Origin of the sequence: Citrobacter sp. Cb041, from assembly GCF_030336655.1 — a bacterium.
GTDB classification, from domain to species: domain Bacteria; phylum Pseudomonadota; class Gammaproteobacteria; order Enterobacterales; family Enterobacteriaceae; genus Citrobacter; species Citrobacter braakii.
This window is the reverse complement of the sequence record NZ_JAOWDD010000026.1, coordinates 44,942-61,332: the sequence shown is the minus strand read 5'-3', so window position 1 is coordinate 61,332 and position 16,391 is coordinate 44,942. Positions and strand designations below refer to the sequence as shown.

Below are 16,391 nucleotides of genomic sequence, written 5' to 3'. Positions count from 1 at the left end.
AATTTGTTCATGCCGAAGTGAAGGACTTTCATGATCGAGATTAAACACCTGAAAACGCTCCAGGCGTTGCGGAATAGTGGTTCGCTGGCGGCCGCAGCGGCGACGTTGCATCAGACCCAATCCGCCCTCTCTCACCAGTTCAGCGATCTGGAACAGCGCCTTGGCTTTCGACTTTTTATCCGTAAAAGCCAGCCTCTGCGCTTTACGCCGCAAGGCGAAATTTTGCTGCAGTTAGCAAATCAGGTGTTGCCGCAAATTGGTCGTGCGCTGCAGGCCTGCAACGAACCGCAGCAAACCCGGCTGCGGATCGCTATTGAATGCCATAGCTGTATTCAATGGCTGACGCCCGCGCTGGAGAATTTTCGTGCCAACTGGCCGCAAGTGGAGATGGACTTTAAATCCGGCGTGACGTTCGATCCGCAACCAGCGCTACAACAGGATGAGCTGGATCTGGTGCTGACATCCGACATTCTGCCGCGTAGCGGACTGCACTACTCGCCGATGTTCGATTTTGAAGTCCGCCTTGTACTGGCGCCGGACCATCCGCTGGCCAGCAAGACGCAGATCACGCCGGAGGATTTAGCCAGTGAGACGCTGCTTATTTACCCGGTGCAACGGAGTCGACTGGATGTCTGGCGGCATTTCTTGCAGCCTGCGGGCGTTAGTCCGTCGCTGAAGAGCGTAGATAACACCCTGCTGCTGATTCAGATGGTTGCAGCCAGAATGGGTATTGCAGCTTTACCGCACTGGGTGGTGGAGAGTTTTGAACGCCAGGGCCTGGTGGTGACCAAAACCCTGGGTGATGGATTGTGGAGCCGGCTGTACGCCGCCGTGCGCGATGGCGAGCAGCGACAGCCGGTCACGGAAGCGTTTATTCGCTCAGCGCGGAATCACGCCTGCGATCACCTGCCGTTTGTACGGAGTGCGGAACGACCCACTTTCGATGTACCCACAGTGAAGCCACTATCACAGCCGCACCAATGATGAAGCTTGGCCAGTGAGGCTGTTGATGCCAGATAGCCAGGTTAACCAGCAGCCCGGCCGGCACATGCATATTGTTCATGATGCCCAGCGTCCCCGCATCCACCTGGGTCGCGCCGTAGTTCCACATAAAGTAACCAATGCCGGACGCTGCCACGCCAAGAAAGACCAGAATTCCCCACTGTAGCGTGGTTGCAGGCATTTTCTGCGCATTCCCCAGTATGAACCAGGCCACGACCGCCACCATAAAGGCCCCCATATAAAACCAGGCAAAGGCGTTGTGCTGCGGCATTGGCCGCGTTTCCATCAGACGCTTGTAGCCCACCATGCCAATGGCAAAGCTGATATTGGACAACTGCACCAGCAGCAGGCCGGTCCAGAAGTGGCTGGTCACCTGATCGTAACGAATGATCCCCGCACCAATCACCGCCAGCAACGCACTGAAGGCGTAGCTCCAGCGCAGACGACGTCCGCTCATCAGGTCATAAATCAGCGTAATGTAGAGCGGCGTCAGCACGGTAAAGAGCAGCAGTTCTGATACCGTCAGGTACAGATAGGCGTGAAAACTCAGCATATACATAATGCCAAGCTGCATGGCGCCCACCAGCATATACAGCGCGATGGTTTTTACGCTATGCCCACGGGTACGTAAAAACGGCAGGAACACCAGCGCCGCCAGCCCAACGCGCACCAGCACCGCAAAATAGCTATCGACATGACCGGCAAGGTACTCGCCAAACAGGCTAAAGGAAAAGGCCCACAGAATTGTGGTAATGATGAGTAACGCCACAATGGATGTCTCTTAACAAAAGGTACGCCCATTGTAGCGAAGTTTTAAGTTGACATCTGGTCAACTAACGAACAATAACATTACTGCAAAAACAGCTCACGCAGATAATGCGGCACGGCATCGTCGGCATTAAGACCAATGACTTCCAGTTCCGGATGCAGATCCTTCAGGCGCTGGTGAGCGTTGCCCATAATGCAGCCTTTCCCTGCCATGGAGAGCATTTCCGCATCGTTCATTCCGTCGCCAAAAGCGATGCAATCTTTCAGGCTGTAGCCCATCGCTTTCGCTACCGCTTCAAGCGCATGACCTTTCGATACGCCGCCAGCCATGACTTCAAGGCAGGTAAGCGTAGAGAAACTGACGTTGACGCGGTCGCCCCATCGAGCGTTAATCGCCTGTTCCAGCGGCAGCAGCCTTTCGTGAGAATCGGTGGTGAAAAACACCTTACTCACGCCTTCCGGCTCCAGTAGCGCAGGTTCAAACAGTGAATAGTTAAACACTGCTTCTTTGAAGAAGCGCATTTCGTCCGGGCGATGGCGGTTCATAAACCACTCATCATCACGATAAACGTTGGTCACGATGTCCGGGTTTGCATTCACTACGCCAAACAGGTCGCTGGCAATGTCGCGATCCAGGTTATGCGAAAACACCAGATTCCCGTCAGAATCATGCACACGCGCGCCGTTGGACGTGATCATGTAGGTTTTAATGCCGAGGTTATCGCGAATTTGCCCCACATCAACATGATGACGGCCAGTCGCAAACACGAAGTTAACGCCACGAGCGGTCAATAACTTCAGCGTCTCTTTGGCATAAGGGGACAGAGTATGGTCGGGAGAAAGCAGCGTACCGTCTAAATCAGACGCAACAACCTGATACATAAGAAAATTCAACCTCTAGGCAAAGCGGGTTCCGCTGGATGAGTTATGCTTGTCGAAAAATTCGACAATAGCGTTAAGCGCGACTGAGCGCATTGCGTCCTTTTCAAAAAGGATCTCATGGTACGCGCCTTTGATGACCAGCGGCTGCCCCCCTTCTACGGGATGGCCCGCTGCGGCGCGGAGTTCACAAAAACGATCGTGCATGCGGTTATCTACCACACGCTCTTCTTCGGCCTGAATCAGCAGCGTCGGCGTCGCGTCGTCTCCTGCTCCAGCCAGAACCTGTTCGCCTGCCAGAATACCTTCACGTACCCAGTGGTAGGTGGGGCCGCCAACGCGCAGCCGTGGCTCATCCGCATAGAAGCGTAGATTGCGCCGATAGCGCTGTCGACTATGGGTTAACGCATTCATACCGAATGGCAGCGCCCGCCAGCGCCCGGTACCCATCGCATAACCTTCGCGGATCCGCGGATGCCCTTCAGCCCAGTCCAGAATGTGGCGTACCATCCAGTCGGGAAAGCGCATCACAATACCAAACATCGGCGCGCAAAGCGCGATGGCATCACACTGATTCGGGTGGCGCTGCAAGAATAACGTGGCTATCGCACCGCCCATTGAATGCGCCAGTATATAGCGCTTTCTCCACGGACCGGGTAGCACTTCCTGCTGCCAGAAGGCGGTTAAATCGTCGACATAGTCATTAAAGTTATCGACATGACCGCGATGCGGGTCCGAAAGCATACGCCCGGAACGCCCCTGGCCACGGTGATCGATAATGAGGACGTCAAAACCAGAATGAAACAGGTCATACGCCAGTTCAGCGTATTTCACGTAGCTTTCAATGCGTCCAGGACAGACGACGATAACGCGATCGTTTTTTTCTGCGTGAAAACGCACAAAATGGACGGGGATATCATCCACGCCCGTAAATTCCGCTTCTTCCCGCTGACGCCAGAAATCTGTCAGTGGCCCCATGGAAAAAGCAGCAAACGCGTTTTCTCTTGTTTCCCAGTCTTTTTGCTGCTGAAACATCGGGTATCCAGCCTCGTTGACCAAGTAAAATCGTTTTTTTCGCCGTCGCTGACACAACCTAACGGCAGTAGCGTATTGTGGCATAAAAATAGACAATCCGGGAGTTTCTCATGACCTTTGAATGGTGGTTCGCCTACCTGTTGACCTCTATTATTTTGAGCTTGTCTCCAGGCTCTGGCGCAATCAACACCATGACCACCGCCATCAGTCACGGTTATCGCGGCGCCAGCGCGTCGATTGCTGGTTTACAGACCGGACTTGGCATTCATATCGTTCTGGTTGGCGTAGGACTGGGAACGCTATTTTCACGTTCGGTGATCGCATTTGAGGTGCTGAAGTGGGCAGGGGCGGCCTATCTGATTTGGCTGGGTATTCAGCAATGGCGGGCGGCAGGTGCTATCGATCTGAACACCATGGCGAATACGCAATCGCGCAGCCGCCTGTTCAAACGCGCAGTCTTTGTTAATCTGACCAACCCCAAGAGCATTGTTTTCCTTGCCGCCCTGTTCCCGCAGTTTATCCTGCCACAGGAACCGCAGTTAATGCAGTACGTGGTGCTTGGCGTCACGACCATCGTGGTCGATATCATTGTGATGATCGGTTACGCGACGCTGGCCACGCGCATTGCTGGCTGGATTAAAGGGCCAAAGCAAATGAAAGCGTTAAACAAAGTGTTTGGCTCGCTGTTTATGCTGATAGGCGCCTTGTTAGCTTCGGCACGGCATGCCTGATGAAGGTGCCGGAGGCGCTTGCGCTTATCCGGCCCGGAAGAAACTTAACGCGAAATAATCAGGTGGATACCGAAGCCCGCAAACAGCGCACCGGCAAAACCATCAATCCACTTCGCCAGACGCTGATAGCCACGACGCATTTTCGGCAGTGCAAATAGGCTGGCGACTACGGTAAACCACGCCAACGTTTCCACGATGATCAGGGCAAAGATCCCCCAGCGTGCGCCCGTTCCCACGTTATCGCCAACGAACAATGAGAACACGGAGCCAAAATAGATAATGGCTTTAGGGTTCGCCAGGTTGGTCAGCAGCCCCTTCAAAAAGCTGCGTCCGCTCTGCGCCAGCTCAACCTGCGGAGTGGGAGTCGCAACATCCTGTTTTTTAAACGCGCCGCGTAGCATCTGATAACCCATCCAGCACAGATACAGCCCCCCGCCCACCATAATAATGGTGTGCAGCCAGGCCATTTTTTCGATAATCAGATGTAGGCCGAGCAGCGCTACGCCAGCCCAGACCATGACGCCACAGGTAATACCCAGCACGCCCATCATGGCTTCTTTGCGCGAACGGCTAACCGCTGTTTGAGAAACAAAGAAAAAGTCGGGACCAGGGCTCATCAGCGCAACGATATGCACCAACGCAACGGTGAAAAATAGCGTTAACATAAAAATGACTCGCGGGGGAAATAGTTCAGTGAGTCACCATCCTGGCACTTTTTTGCCTGGCTGACTACTCTTCGTCGTCACCATCAACGTGCGCGCGAATAAGCGCCATAAACTCTTTGCCAAAACGCTCAAGTTTACGCATCCCCACGCCATTAACGCTCAGCATTTCGCTCGGTGAAACCGGCATCTGCTCAGCCATTTCAATCAGCGTGGCATCGTTGAACACTACATACGGCGGGATATTTTCTTCATCAGCAATGGCTTTACGCAGCTTCCGCAATTTGGCGAACAGTTTGCGATCGTAATTGCCACCGAAGGATTTCTGCATCGCTCGCGGTTTCAGCGCCACAATTCGCGGTACCGCAAGCTGTAGCGCAACATCACCACGCAGTACCGGACGCGCGGCTTCGGTTAGCTGTAACGCGGAGTGATGAGCAATATTCTGCGTCACCAGCCCAAGATGAATAAGCTGGCGGATAACGCTTACCCAATGTTCGTGGCTTTGCTCACGACCAATGCCATAGACAGGCAGCTTATCATGGGCCAGCTCGCGAATTCGCTGGTTATTCGCTCCGCGCAGAACCTCCACGACATAACCCATACCAAAGCGTTGATTAACACGGTAGATAGTCGACAGCGCTTTGCGCGCATCCATGAGTCCGTCGTACTGTTTTGGCGGGTCGAGACAGATGTCGCAGTTACCACACGGCTCCTGACGCCCCTCGCCAAAATAGTTCAACAGCACCAGACGACGACAGGTTTGCGCCTCGGCAAACGCCCCCATCGCATTGAGCTTATGCCGTTCGATATCCAGCAGTTGCCCGGCGGGTTTCTCTTCGAGGCAACGGCGCAGCCATGCCATATCAGCCGGATCGTAAAACAGCATTGCTTCCGCAGGCAGGCCGTCACGCCCGGCGCGGCCGGTTTCCTGATAATAGGACTCGATGTTGCGCGGAATATCGAAATGCACCACGAAGCGTACGTTGGGTTTGTTGATTCCCATGCCAAACGCCACGGTCGCTACGACGATTTGCAGGTCATCACGCTGGAATTTCTCCTGCACTTCTGCACGTACAGCGTTTTCCAGCCCGGCATGATAAGCCCCGGCGCTAATGCCTCGGCTTTGCAGACGCGCGGCGGTGTCTTCTACTTTAGCGCGACTGTTACAGTAGATAATACCGGACTTACCGCGCTGCTCTTGCACGTAGCGCATCAGTTGATCGAGCGGCTTAAACTTCTCCATCAACATGTAGCGAATATTCGGGCGATCAAAGCTGCTGATCTGAATTAACGGGTCGTTGAGCCCCAGCAGACGCACAATATCCAGCCGGGTTGTCTCGTCCGCGGTCGCGGTCAGCGCGACAAACGGCAGAGTTGGGAAACGCTGACGCAACTGCCCCAGCGCGGCGTATTCCGGGCGGAAATCATGCCCCCACTGCGAAATACAGTGCGCTTCATCAACCGCCAGCAGCACCGGGTTCCAGTGCGCCAGATTTTCAAGGAAGTTATCCAGCATCAGGCGTTCGGGCGCAATGTACAGTAAGCGAATCTGCCCGCTACGACAGCCTGCCATCACCTCAAGCTGCTGCTCACGGCTTTGGGTGGAGTTCAGACACGCGGCCGCCACGCCGTTGGCAAGCAGTTGATCGACCTGATCTTTCATCAGAGAAATCAGCGGAGAAACAACAACGGTGAGGCCGTTAAGCAATAATGCGGGAATTTGATAGCACAGGGATTTTCCGCCACCGGTCGGCATAACGACCAGGCAGTCGCGACCAGCGATCACGGTATCAATGATTTCTTCCTGACCAGGGCGAAACTGTTGGTAGCCAAAGGTTTCCTGCAAAACCTGTTTAGCGCCCATTTCCAGATTCAACACTTCCGCCTGCGCCACATTAACCCCATTAGCCTGAAATAAAAACAGGCGCTATTTTCAGCGCCTGAGAGAGAAACTGCAATGATTAAAATACTCTCAATACCTGTCAGAAGATATCGTTAAGCATTACACCCACGCCAACACGGGTCTGATTGAAGTTGTAGTCAATCAGTGATTCGCCGTAGCCGCTGTAGACCTGGGTATAAAGACGCACATGCTTGGTAATGGGATAACTGGCCCCAAGCTCTGCGCCGCCGTAGCCGGTATTCCAGTTGTACTGGCCTTTCACACTGATCACCGCGTCACCCAGGTGATAACCCATTTTCAACTGATAGTAGCCCATATATTTGGTGATATCAGGGTTATCGTCAGTGCTGCCGATAACGTACCACGGCTTAACTTCCACCAGCCAGTTACCGTTTTCAGCCATCAGCCGGGTGTAAAGGCGGTTCCAGCTACGTGAGGTGGGGTCGGATCGACCATTGGAGTCATGGTTATAGCCCATTTCGACATCGCGGAGCGTCCAACCGGCAAAGCGATAGTCGGTGGCGAAACCGAGGAACAATTGCGGTTCATAGTTGGTTTCGCGAAACGGCGCAGACTCTTCACTGTTCGAAAGCTGCCACCAGGACTTCTGGGTATAGGAACCGCCGAGTACCGAGTTCGGGCCTAATATTCCGCGCCAGAGCGGAAACGCCAGGCTTAGCTGAAACTTAACCTCATCTTTGCGCGCATTTTCGGACCAGCTATAGCTGCTGATCGCCTCTTTGTTCATGTCGCTGGTATTGGTGTAGATGAGATAGTTGGTCTCATAAGGATAAAGCGTGAAAGGGTTGTCATGCTCCTGCAGCATGTTGGCGATAATACTGCCGCGAACCGCCGGTGCATCATGAATCTCTTTCACTGTCGCTTCCTGCGCATACGCGGTCAACGGCAGCATGACTGCTGGTAGTAACCATCCCAGAATCGCCCGCATCGGTAATGTTCTCCTGAACCAAAATATTGATGAATTGTATAATTATCTGGCAAGTATTCTACATACTTAGCGAGTTCCTCGTTAGTTATCCCGTCCTAAAGTAGAAAACAACAAATAATAAGCATAATATCAACATTTAATTAACCATTGAGATGTAGGGATCGTATGTCTGCCGTACTTACTGCTGAGGAAGCGCTGACGTTAGTGGGTGAAATGTTTGTCTATCATATGCCGTTTAACCGGGCGCTGGGTCTGGAGCTTGAACGCTATGAGAAAGAATTTGCTCAATTAGCCTTTAATAATCAACCGATGATGGTCGGCAACTGGGCGCAAAGCATTCTGCATGGCGGCGTGATCGCGTCGGCGCTGGACGTTGCCGCCGGGCTGGTGTGCGTTGGCAGTACGCTGACCCGACATGAGACGATCAGCGAGGACGAACTGCGTCAGCGAATGTCACGTATGGGAACAATCGATTTGCGCGTCGATTACCTGCGCCCGGGGAGAGGAAATCGCTTTACCGCCACCAGCAGCCTGCTGCGGGCGGGGAATAAAGTCGCCGTTGCGCGCGTGGAACTGCATAACGAAGAACAGCTTTATATTGCCAGCGCAACCGCCACTTATATGGTGGGGTAAGTGCTCAAAAAAAGGTAAACTGCTGTTACATTTCTGAAATGAGTTTTCCCGATGGATGCTAAACAAACGCGGCAGGGCGTGTTACTCGCTCTTGCTGCTTATTTTATTTGGGGTATCGCTCCTGCCTACTTCAAGCTGATTTACTATGTCCCGGCGGATGAGATCCTGACGCATCGCGTCATCTGGTCATTTTTCTTTATGGTGGTACTGATGAGCATCAGCCGCCAGTGGTCGGGCATCAAAACGCTGCTACAAACGCCAAAGAAGATCTTCCTGCTGGCGCTCTCTGCAGTGCTCATCGGTGGAAACTGGCTGCTGTTCATTTGGGCGGTCAATAATCATCATATGCTGGAAGCCAGCCTGGGCTATTTTATTAACCCGCTGGTGAATATTGTGCTGGGAATGCTTTTCCTCGGCGAGCGCTTTCGTCGCATGCAGTGGCTGGCGGTACTGTTAGCCGCCTGCGGCGTACTGGTACAGCTGTGGACCTTCGGATCGCTGCCAATCATCGCGTTGGGCCTGGCGTTCAGTTTTGCTTTCTATGGTCTGGTACGCAAGAAGATTGCCGTCGAAGCACAAACCGGCATGCTGATCGAAACCCTGTGGCTTTTACCCGTTGCGGCCATCTATCTGTTTGGCATTGCGGACAGCCCAACCAGCCATATGGGGCAAAACCCCATGTCGCTCAATCTGCTGCTGATTGCTGCAGGTGTCGTGACCACCATTCCGCTGCTGTGCTTTACCGGCGCGGCGACCCGTCTGCGTCTGTCCACGCTGGGTTTCTTCCAGTATATCGGACCCACGCTAATGTTCCTGCTGGCCGTCACTTTCTACGGTGAAGTTCCGGGAGCGGATAAAATGGTCACGTTTGCGTTTATCTGGGTGGCGCTGGCAGTTTTCGTGATGGATGCGATTTATACGCAACGACGGGTACGTCGGAGCTGAAGAAGTGCCGGATAAGGCGTAACCGCCATCCGGCACAGCCATTACAGCCAGTTCTTGCGCTTAAAGTACAGATACGGTGCCAGACCCGCGAGCATCATAAAGACAATCGCCCCTGGGTAACCGAAGCTCCAGTGCAGTTCCGGCATGAACTCAAAGTTCATCCCGTAGCTGGAAGCCACCAGCGTCGGCGGCAGGAACACCACAGAGACCACCGAGAAGATCTTGATGATGCGGTTCTGCTCGATATTGATAAAGCCCATCGCCGCCTGCATCAGGAAGTTAACCTTCTGGAACAGTGATTCGTTGTGCGGCAGCAGGGATTCGATATCGCGCAGAATCTCGCGCGCCTGTTCCAGCTGACTCCCCGGCAAACGCGCTTTACGCACCAGGAAGTTCAGTGCGCGCTGGGTATCCATCAGACACAGGCGGACCTTCCAGCCGATATCTTCCAGTTCCGCCAGCGTCGAAAGCGCTTCGTCATATTCATCGCCCTGACGCCCTTCCATGATCACACGGCTGAGTTTTTCCAGGTCGCTGTAGATGTTTTCGATCTCATCCGCCAACTGTTCAATTTTAGTTTCAAACAGGTCGAGCAGCAGCTCGTAGGCATTGCCATCCACCATCGCCTGATTACGCGCACGCATGCGGTACAGGCGAAATGCCGGCAGCTCGCGCTCGCGCAGAGTAAACAGGCGACCTTCGCGAATGGTAAATGCGACGGTTGAGTTACCCGCGTGATCGTCGGCATCTTCATAGAAGAAGAAGGAGTGAATGTGCAGACCGTCTTCGTCTTCAAAAAAACGCGCAGATGCTTCGATGTCTTCCAGTTCAGGGCGCGTAGCCAGATTCTGGCCCAAGTCCTTTTGCACACGGTTTCGTTCTTCGTCATCCGGCTCGACTAAATCGACCCAAACCGAACTGGCCAGGTGCTCGATCTCGTCTGCCTCAAGGCGAGTTAAACGATTGTTTTCCAGTTGAAATGCGCTCAGCATGACCGGGACTCCCAATGCAAAAAATTATCGGACAGTTCGGAGGGCACACAGAAACAAATTGGGTTTCAGACCATTAAACAGCCTGACTCAGCGCGACGGGAAAAAACAGAAGGTCGCTGACAACCGCGAAGGCTATCAGCAAAAAGGGATAGCCTTAGGAGTTGATCCTGGATGACAGGATAATGAGCCAGTATCTACTGGGTGTGTCCAAGGCGAATGTCCTCTTAGCGTAATCGTGCGCGCATGTTACGCCAGCAAAATTTTGACGTCAACACGCAACAGATGGCGAAAAAGTAATAATTTCCCCTTATACAAAAAGGTTAGCAGAGGGGAATTATTTATCTATGATTTCAGAATATTAACCGACAGATAGCGGGATGGCGGCTTCGCCTTGTCCGGCCTGGAAATCAAAATGTTACCCGGTCTGTAGGCCGGATAAGACGCGCCAGCGTCGCCATCCGGCAAAGCCAAACCGATCAAACCGTTTCCAGTCTGGCGTAGGCTGCCACCAGCCATTTGATCCCTTGCCCCTGGAACGCGACCTGCAAACGACTGTGCTCACCGCTTCCTTCCAGATTGACGATGGTGCCCTCACCAAACTTAGCGTGGCGCACGCGCTGGCCGAGCTTGTAGCCGGTATCATTTTCCGCCATTGGCGTGCCCATCCGCTGATGGCTCACCGGGCGGCTAACCGTGGCGCGCAGGCGAACCTCTTCAACGCACGCTTCCGGCAGTTCGCCGATAAAGCGCGACGGACGGTGGTAAACCTCTTTGCCGTACAGACGACGCGTTTCGGCGTAGGTCAGCGTCAGCTTTTGCATCGCCCGGGTCACGCCTACGTAAGCCAGGCGGCGCTCTTCTTCGAGGCGCCCACCTTCGTCCAGCGACATCTGGCTGGGGAACATGCCTTCTTCCATACCCACGATAAATACCTGGGGGAACTCCAGACCTTTCGCCGAGTGCAGCGTCATCAGTTGTACCGCATCCTGCCAGGTATCCGCCTGCCCTTCGCCTGCTTCCAGCGCGGCGTGTGACAGGAACGCCTGTAGCGGCATTAAGTCTTCGTCTTCTTCGTTGTAGCTGAACTGGCGCGTTGCCGTCACCAGTTCGTCTAAGTTTTCGATACGCGTCTGACCCTTCTCGCCTTTTTCCTGCTCGTACATCATGCGCAGGCCGGAGTCTTTAATCACCCGGTCAGTCTGCACGTGCAGCGGCATATCGGCGGTCTCCTGCGCCAGCGCATCGATCAGCTCCATAAAACGCTGTAAGGCGCTGGCGGCGCGACCCGCGAGGGCTTTTTCCTGCAACAGCTCACGACAGGCCTGCCACAACGTAAGCTGGCGGTCACGGGAGGTCTGACGCACGACATCTAATGTACGATCGCCAATCCCGCGGGTTGGCGTATTCACCACGCGTTCGAATGCAGCGTCGTCATTGCGGTTAGCGATCAGGCGCAGGTAGGAGAGCGCATCTTTGATTTCCTGGCGTTCGAAGAAGCGCATCCCACCATAGATACGGTACGGCATGCTGGCTTGTAACAACGCCTCTTCCAGCACGCGCGACTGGGCGTTGCTGCGATAAAGAATGGCGCACTGTTCCAGCGCACCGCCGTTGTCCTGCCAGGTTTTGATACGATTGACCACAAAACGCGCTTCATCGAGTTCGTTGAACGCGCAGTACAGTGAAATTGGCTCGCCGTCGACGCCATCGGTCCACAGCTTTTTACCCAAACGCCCGTTGTTGTTTTCAATCAGGGCGTTGGCCGCGCTGAGGATGTTGTTGGTCGAGCGGTAGTTCTGCTCCAGGCGAATAGTTTCTGCGCCCGGGAAATCCGTGAGGAAGCGCTGGATGTTTTCCACCTGCGCCCCACGCCAGCCGTAGATCGACTGGTCATCATCGCCAACGATCATCACTTTGCCGGTATCGCCCGCCAGCAGGCGGATCCAGGCGTACTGAATGTTGTTGGTATCCTGGAATTCGTCCACCAGGATATTGGTAAAGCGTTCGCGGTAGTGCTGCAGGATATGCGGCTTGTTGAGCCACAGTTCATGGGCGCGCAGCAACAGCTCGGCGAAATCCACCAGCCCCGCGCGATCACACGCTTCCTGATAGGCCTGATACACCTTTTGCCAGGTTTGCTCAACCGGGTTGCCATAGCTCTGCAGATGGTGCGGGCGCAGCCCTTCGTCTTTCTGGCTATTGATAAACCACATCGCCTGACGCGGCGGCCACTGCTTCTCATCAAGATTCATCGCCTTGATCAAACGCTTGAGCAAACGCAATTGGTCTTCGCTGTCGAGGATCTGGAAATCCTGCGGCAGGTTCGCATCCATATGGTGCGCGCGCAGCAGACGGTGCGCCAGGCCGTGGAATGTACCCACCCACATACCGCCCTGGCTGGTTCCCATGATCTGGCCAATACGGTGGCGCATTTCCGCCGCCGCTTTGTTGGTAAAGGTCACCGCCATAATGGAGTATGGCGAGTTGTTATCTACCGTCAGTAACCAGGCGATACGGTGCACCAGCACGCGAGTTTTACCACTCCCCGCGCCGGCCAAAACCAGCATGTTGCTGCGTGGCGCGGCCACCGCTTCACGCTGTTTATCATTAAGGCTGTCGAGCAGGTAAGAAACGTCCATTGGCACCGCCGCGTAAAAGTAGGTAAGGCGGATAAGCGTAGCGCCATCCGCCAAAAAGCTGGGTATATATACAGAGTTCTGCTGGTGATTATATCAGCGAGGTCAGAGATGCCAACTGTGAAATTTCGATATGCGGCAGCAAACGGCTGTCTGCGGTTTGCATCAGGTCGGCATTTTCCGGTTTGATCCAGCAGGCCTGCATACCGCAACGGATGGCCCCCGCCACGTCTGTCGTCAGGTCATCGCCCACATGCAGAATCTCAGCCACAGGCATTTTCAGTTTATCCGCCGCCAGCGCATACATGTCGCTGAACGGTTTTGATCGCCCGTCGGGACCGGCGCGCAGCACAAACTCAAAGTAATCGCCCAGGCCGAACAGTTCTGGCTGCGCGTTACCGTTGGTGATCGCCACCAGCGGCCATTTGCGGGCCAGCGCCTTCAGCGTGTCATGCGTCGCCTGCGGGACGTCAATGCGGCTACGCCATTTGGCGAAATTCATCATCGCCGCATTTGCCCCCATTCTGGCTTCTGCTTCTGACAATCCCGCCTCCAGCATAGCGCGCTCTACGGCGCGGTGACGCCATTGGGTAACGTCGTGGTAGATTTCCGGCTCAGCGTCGCGAACGGCCTGACGTAAGCGCTGTAGGTCGCTATTTTGCAGCGAATTCAACGCCGGATGGTAATTCTGTACAAACGCGAGCGCTTCCTGCTCGGTGCGTGTGATAACGGGACGGTTATCGTAAAGGGTGTCATCAAGGTCAAAGGTGAGCGCAGAAATGCGCCCCAAAGGCCGGTAAAAACGCATTATTTCCCCCGTTTGGCGCGCGGATGCGCCGCATCGTACACTGAAGCCAGGTGTTGAAAATCAAGATGGGTATAGATTTGGGTAGTGGAGAGATTAGCATGCCCCAATAACTCCTGTACCCCGCGCAGATCGCCGCTCGACTCCAGCATATGCGTCGCAAAAGAGTGGCGCAATTTGTGGGGATGTACGTGGCTGTTCAGCCCCTGTTTGATCCCCCATTCCGCAAAGCGTTTTTGCACATTACGCGCAGAAATGCGTTTGCCCAGTTTTGACAGGAATAACGCATCGTCATCGCTGCCAAATAGCCCCCGCAGGTCCAGCCAGTGCTCAATCCACGCCACTGCATTGCGGCCAATTGGCAGGCGACGTTCTTTACTGCCCTTCCCCATCACCCATACTTCGCCGGTGTCGAGATCGAGATGTTTAATATCCAGCCCAACCAGTTCAGACAAACGCAGCCCTGCGCCGTACATCACTTCTAACATTGCCCGGTCGCGCACGGCGAGGGGATCGTTGAGGTCGATATCCAGCAGACGATTAACGTCGTCGACATCGATATTTTTAGGTAGATGACGCGGTGCTTTCGGCGCGGAAACACTTTTTGCGGGATTGGCTTTCAGCTCGCCCTGATTAACCAGCCAGTCAAAGAAACTGCGCAATGCGGAGAGACGCAGCGCCAGGCTCGCCGGCCCCAGCCCTTTACGACGGCTGCGCACGGCAAAACTGCGTACCATCGAAGCGTCACATTGTTGCCAGCTTTGCAGACCGGTCTCTCCGGCTAACGCAATGATGGCATCAAGCTGACGCTGATAATTCAGCAATGTGATCGGGCTAAGCTGCCGCTCAACGCCCAGATAGCGTAAAAAGCGCGCCACATCCTGAGAAAGGGGTGAATCGGTCATACGCGTTCAATCCAGCGCTCCAGCAGCTCCGGCAACATCAGCGAGATTTCCTGCAGTAATTGCGTACCTTGCCCCTGCTGGTAATGATTAACATCGCGACTGCTGAACAGCATCACGCCCAGGGATCCATCTTGCCCCAACATCGACATCGCCACCGAGCCTATCGCTTTCGCTTCGGGCATCATGACCAGAAGTTCCGGGCCATTGAGCGGCCCAAGATAGTGATGTGACTGGCCCAGACGCTGAATACGCAGCGGTTCAAAAGCCTGACGGCTTAATGCCAGATGAGTGAATTTTGATGGCGCACCAAGTCGCCAGCGATCCGGGAACAGACGAACCGTCGCCCCAGCCAGCCCTAACTCACGCGCCCAGCGATGAAATCGCATCAGCATGTCGTCAAGACTGCTGGCCGATACCAGCCGTGCTTGCAGATTTAACAGACGATAGAACAGGCTTTCATTGGCGTTGGCTTGGTCCATCAACAACGCCATATTCTCTTCCAGCACGTTAATATGATTACGTGCCCGCGCCATATGCCATTCCACTAAAGAGACCGTGCCCCGCACCGGGTGTGGAACACGCATCGCTTCAACTGCCTGGGCATTACGGATAAAAAACTCAGGATTACGTTGCAGGTAATCGACGACCGCCCGGTCGTCCAGCTCCATGAGCGTTTCCTGTAGTTCTTCCCCTGGTTGCTTCATAAGTGAATAAATCCGTCGTAGACATGTGCCGCCGGGCCAGTCATATACAGCGGATGACCCGGACCTTTCCAGGCGATATCAAGTCGACCGCCCGGTAATTCCACCCTCACTTCTTCTGCCAGCAGGCCCTGCTGGATACCAACCGCAACAGCGGCGCACGCACCGCTGCCGCAGGCCTGCGTTTCACCAGCGCCTCGCTCATAGACGCGCAGCCGGATATGCTCGCGCTTTACCACCTGCATAAATCCGATATTGGCGCGTTCAGGAAAGCGTTCGTGACTTTCCAGAACCGGCCCCAACGTTTCTACCGTGGCCGTATCAACATCATCAACCTGAATTACGCAGTGCGGGTTCCCCATTGAAACCACGCCGCACAATACTGTCTGTTCAGCCACGCGCATAATATAGGTCTTCTCTGCTTTGTTGGCGCGAAACGGAACCTGCGCGGGTTCAAAATTGGGTTCACCCATATTCACCCGTACCAGCTCGTCGTCGGTTACGGTTAATACCATACGACCATTGGCGGTACTGACGCGAATATCACGCTTATTGGTCAGCCCTTTCAGGCGAACAAAGCGGGCAAAACAGCGGGCGCCATTGCCACACTGTGACACTTCACTACCGTCGGCATTAAAAATACGGTAGTGGAAATCCAGCTCCGGATCATACGGAGGTTCAACCACCAGCAGTTGATCAAATCCAACGCCGAGATGCCTGTCGGACAAGCGGCGGATCAGCTCTGGTGAGAAAAAGACATTCTGCGTTACCGCGTCGACGACCATAAAATCGTTGCCAAGGCCATGCATTTTAGAGAATTGCATCATTCACTCCGTTCACGC

The 16,391-nt window shown here is 54.4% G+C and carries 17 protein-coding genes; 4 read left to right on the top strand and 13 right to left on the bottom strand.

Going from position 1 to position 16,391, the window contains the following annotated elements; all coding sequences use genetic code 11:
* The first annotated feature begins 30 nt into the window (after positions 1 to 30).
* Complete coding sequence (gene metR, locus OGV52_RS01945; RefSeq protein WP_003017908.1) at positions 31 to 984, top strand: HTH-type transcriptional regulator MetR; 954 nt, start codon at positions 31 to 33, stop codon at positions 982 to 984.
* Here metR and OGV52_RS01940 read toward each other — a convergent pair.
* From OGV52_RS01940 to pldB, 3 genes are all read right to left on the bottom strand, one after another.
* The gene (locus OGV52_RS01940; protein ID WP_279273264.1) at positions 872 to 1,771 is read right to left on the bottom strand and encodes a carboxylate/amino acid/amine transporter; all 900 of its coding nucleotides are present in this window, start codon (positions 1,769 to 1,771) and stop codon (positions 872 to 874) included. The genes metR and OGV52_RS01940 overlap by 113 nt on opposite strands.
* Positions 1,772 to 1,851: 80 nt before the next feature.
* The gene (yigL, locus tag OGV52_RS01935; RefSeq protein WP_008787091.1) at positions 1,852 to 2,652 is read right to left on the bottom strand and encodes a sugar/pyridoxal phosphate phosphatase YigL; all 801 of its coding nucleotides are present in this window, start codon (positions 2,650 to 2,652) and stop codon (positions 1,852 to 1,854) included.
* 15 nt (positions 2,653 to 2,667) lie between these two features.
* A complete protein-coding gene (pldB, locus tag OGV52_RS01930) occupies positions 2,668 to 3,684 on the bottom strand; it encodes a lysophospholipase L2 (RefSeq protein ID WP_003017911.1) in 1,017 nt (338 codons plus the stop codon).
* Positions 3,685 to 3,794: 110 nt separating this feature from the next.
* On the opposite strand from pldB, the gene rhtB reads away from it, so the two are divergent.
* Complete coding sequence (gene rhtB / locus OGV52_RS01925; protein ID WP_003828938.1) at positions 3,795 to 4,415, top strand: homoserine/homoserine lactone efflux protein; 621 nt, start codon at positions 3,795 to 3,797, stop codon at positions 4,413 to 4,415.
* Positions 4,416 to 4,459: 44 nt separating this feature from the next.
* On the opposite strand, the gene rhtC is transcribed toward rhtB, so the two are convergent.
* The 3 genes from rhtC to pldA form a co-directional block, all read right to left on the bottom strand.
* Entirely contained in the window at positions 4,460 to 5,080 is a 621-nt protein-coding gene (gene rhtC / locus OGV52_RS01920; RefSeq protein ID WP_016155134.1) for a threonine export protein RhtC, read from the bottom strand.
* 64 nt (positions 5,081 to 5,144) lie between these two features.
* Positions 5,145 to 6,974, bottom strand: a complete 1,830-nt coding sequence (recQ, locus tag OGV52_RS01915) for an ATP-dependent DNA helicase RecQ (protein ID WP_019078429.1) — start codon at positions 6,972 to 6,974, stop codon at positions 5,145 to 5,147.
* An 88-nt stretch (positions 6,975 to 7,062) separates the two neighbouring features.
* Complete coding sequence (pldA, locus tag OGV52_RS01910) at positions 7,063 to 7,932, bottom strand: phospholipase A (protein ID WP_016157849.1); 870 nt, start codon at positions 7,930 to 7,932, stop codon at positions 7,063 to 7,065.
* Between the two features lie 165 nt (positions 7,933 to 8,097).
* Between pldA and yigI the strand changes: the two genes are divergently transcribed.
* Complete coding sequence (gene yigI / locus OGV52_RS01905; protein WP_047499562.1) at positions 8,098 to 8,565, top strand: acyl-CoA thioesterase YigI; 468 nt, start codon at positions 8,098 to 8,100, stop codon at positions 8,563 to 8,565.
* 51 nt (positions 8,566 to 8,616) lie between these two features.
* A complete protein-coding gene (rarD, locus tag OGV52_RS01900) occupies positions 8,617 to 9,510 on the top strand; it encodes an EamA family transporter RarD (RefSeq protein WP_016155131.1) in 894 nt (297 codons plus the stop codon).
* A gap of 41 nt (positions 9,511 to 9,551) precedes the next feature.
* On the opposite strand, the gene corA is transcribed toward rarD, so the two are convergent.
* From corA to dapF, 7 genes are all read right to left on the bottom strand, one after another.
* Positions 9,552 to 10,502, bottom strand: coding sequence for a magnesium/cobalt transporter CorA (gene corA, locus OGV52_RS01895; protein ID WP_003017920.1), 951 nt, complete (start codon positions 10,500 to 10,502; stop codon positions 9,552 to 9,554).
* Between the two features lie 154 nt (positions 10,503 to 10,656).
* Positions 10,657 to 10,713 carry a YsgD/CorL family protein gene (gene ysgD, locus OGV52_RS01890; RefSeq protein WP_212723238.1) on the bottom strand — a complete coding sequence of 19 codons (57 nt, stop codon included), beginning with the start codon at positions 10,711 to 10,713 and terminating at the stop codon, positions 10,657 to 10,659.
* 265 nt (positions 10,714 to 10,978) lie between these two features.
* Positions 10,979 to 13,141, bottom strand: a complete 2,163-nt coding sequence (uvrD, locus tag OGV52_RS01885; protein ID WP_049281623.1) for a DNA helicase II — start codon at positions 13,139 to 13,141, stop codon at positions 10,979 to 10,981.
* Positions 13,142 to 13,229: 88 nt separating this feature from the next.
* On the bottom strand, positions 13,230 to 13,946 hold the full coding sequence (gene yigB, locus OGV52_RS01880; RefSeq protein WP_016155129.1) for a 5-amino-6-(5-phospho-D-ribitylamino)uracil phosphatase YigB: 717 nt from the start codon (positions 13,944 to 13,946) through the stop codon (positions 13,230 to 13,232).
* A complete protein-coding gene (xerC, locus tag OGV52_RS01875; RefSeq protein WP_046274891.1) occupies positions 13,946 to 14,848 on the bottom strand; it encodes a tyrosine recombinase XerC in 903 nt (300 codons plus the stop codon). Before xerC ends, yigB begins: the two co-directional genes overlap by 1 nt.
* Positions 14,845 to 15,552 (bottom strand): DUF484 domain-containing protein, encoded by a 708-nt coding sequence (locus OGV52_RS01870; RefSeq protein WP_094761734.1) that lies wholly within the window; start codon positions 15,550 to 15,552, stop codon positions 14,845 to 14,847. Before OGV52_RS01870 ends, xerC begins: the two co-directional genes overlap by 4 nt.
* On the bottom strand, positions 15,549 to 16,373 hold the full coding sequence (dapF, locus tag OGV52_RS01865) for a diaminopimelate epimerase (RefSeq protein WP_016155126.1): 825 nt from the start codon (positions 16,371 to 16,373) through the stop codon (positions 15,549 to 15,551). Before dapF ends, OGV52_RS01870 begins: the two co-directional genes overlap by 4 nt.
* Positions 16,374 to 16,391: the final 18 nt, after the last annotated feature.